This is a genomic window from Candidatus Accumulibacter vicinus (assembly GCF_000584955.1).
GTDB lineage: Bacteria > Pseudomonadota > Gammaproteobacteria > Burkholderiales > Rhodocyclaceae > Accumulibacter > Accumulibacter vicinus.
In genome coordinates this window covers 17,217-19,094 of sequence record NZ_JDSS02000049.1, presented here as the reverse complement: position 1 = coordinate 19,094, position 1,878 = coordinate 17,217, and the positions used below count along the sequence as shown (strand labels likewise).

At 71.6% G+C, this 1,878-nt stretch carries 1 protein-coding gene and 2 pseudogenes; all 3 read right to left on the bottom strand.

Annotated features, from left to right (window positions below):
• Nucleotides 1–844: pseudogene (locus tag CAPSK01_RS24100) on the bottom strand (hypothetical protein); the annotation flags it as partial.
• A 4-nt stretch (nt 845–848) separates the two neighbouring features.
• Nucleotides 849–1,163 carry a hypothetical protein gene (locus CAPSK01_RS19730; RefSeq protein ID WP_034930845.1) on the bottom strand — a complete coding sequence of 105 codons (315 nt, stop codon included), beginning with the start codon at nt 1,161–1,163 and terminating at the stop codon, nt 849–851.
• Nucleotides 1,164–1,165: 2 nt separating this feature from the next.
• A pseudogene (locus CAPSK01_RS19725) lies at nt 1,166–1,878 on the bottom strand (hypothetical protein); the annotation flags it as partial.

The window sequence follows — 1,878 nt, the reverse complement described above, 5'->3', positions numbered from 1 at the left end:
GGGCCTTTGGGTAGTTGCCAGGCCCCAGGCCCCACAGGTCGGCGCGCGCGTGCAGGTCGCAGATGTCGGCCTTGGGGTGTGCTGGGTTGATGCGCACCTGCACCACGTCGATGGTGTCGTCGGTCATCAGGTCAGCCGCCACCTGCGCCTGGTGCGCGCGCGCCAGCTCGGTCTGCGCGATGCGGTCGGCGAAGTAGCGGTTCTTCTCGCGCTGCGCCACCTCGAGCTTGCGTTTGAGCGCCGCCTGGCCGGCGCCGGCCGCCCAGGCGTCAAGCGCTTCGGTGTACCCCGCGCGCAGCGCCCTGGTCTTGAGCCGCGCGGCCTGCTTCTGGCCACGCTCCACCAGGCTGGCCAACGTCTGCCTGGCCTCCGGGTCGGCCGTCAACTCGCGCAGCGCTTTGGGCAGCGAGGCCCTCGCCCGGCCCTCCAGGGGCCCGACGACGCCGTCCTGTGGGGTATACCCATCGTAGAGCCGCAAGGCCAGCGCGCGGGCCTCGTGCACCCCGGCGGCGTGCTGCCGCACGAGGTGCAGCACCTGAGCCGACGTGTCAGCGTTGTGCAGGTACAGATGGCGCGAAAGCGAAAGCCCGCCGACCGGCATGGATCGCACCTCGGCGACGCCGACCGAGCGCCGCAGCAGCTCTGAGAACGCGGCTGCCAAGGCCTCGGCGAACGCGCCACCGAACTGCACCTGCACCGCCTGGATCGCATCTCGCGGGCTGATGTCGCCACCCGCCTGCAGGGCCGCCCACATGCGCGCGAACGCCGCGCGCGCCAGCCGGTCGACCAGTGAGGCTGTGCGCCGCGCAATCTGGTCTGCCGCGTCGTCGCCGAGAGCCGCCACCGACTCACCCTCCCACGGGGCCAAGCGCGGACAGGGCCGCCGACACGTCGCGGTAAGCGGTCGCCCGGCTCACGGCGCACAGCTGCGGCAACGCCCGGCGCACATCGGTGGGCGGCATCGACAGCAGCAGCGATGACGCAACATGCGCGCGCATGGCGCTCCTCAGTGCACGCGGCCGCAACGCGCAGCTGTCCTCTGCCACGAGTTGCAAGAGCAGCGCCAGCAGTCGCTCCTGACCGCTGCGGCGCAGGCCCTCGCGTTCCATCTCGGAGAGCAGCCAGAGGAGGCTGCAGCGCGCTGCGTTGTCTGAGTCGCCCATCGTCACAGTCCGGGTGCGTTGAGGGTGGACACCGCCACGCGGCCAGAGAGCTGCACCCCATGCCAGGCGATGGCCAGAGCCATCACCCCGTCGTCGTGCCCGCCGCGCGGCGCGCCGTAGCGCATGGAGCCCGAGGGCAGCCGCTCCTGGTCGAACGCCATCAGCTCGTCGATCAGCCACTGCACCGGCGGGATGCGGATCGAACCCTGCTCGAGCGCCAGCGCCAGCGCCTCCACCGCCTGCGCCTTGCTGGCGGCCGTGGTCTGGAACGCGCGCACCGGCAGCCGCATGCGCTGCAGCTGCTCCACCAACGGGCCGCCCATGCTGTTGCTCTCTGCCAGGATCGGCGCGCGCGGAAACCGCTGCTGCACGGCCTGCAACCTTGAGAGCTGGATCGCGTAGTCGATCTGGGTGAAGCGGTCCACCGCGACGACGGCGCGGGCTCTGGCGTCGATCACGACGATTACCGTGAAGTCCTCATGCCGCCCCCAGTCCACGCCGATGACGTAGGCGCGCCCGTCGCCCACGTCGCGCGCCTCGTGCGGATCGATCGGCAAATCGGCGTCGACGGCAGCCGTCACGCGGCGGAACACGCCGCCGCCGTCCCCCAGGAACTGCGCCAGGTACTCCTGGGCGAAGATGCGCTCGGGCAGCTTCCGCCGCTGCCGCTCGATCTCCTCCCGCGGCAGGTACGGGTTCTCGTCGCTCGGTGCGT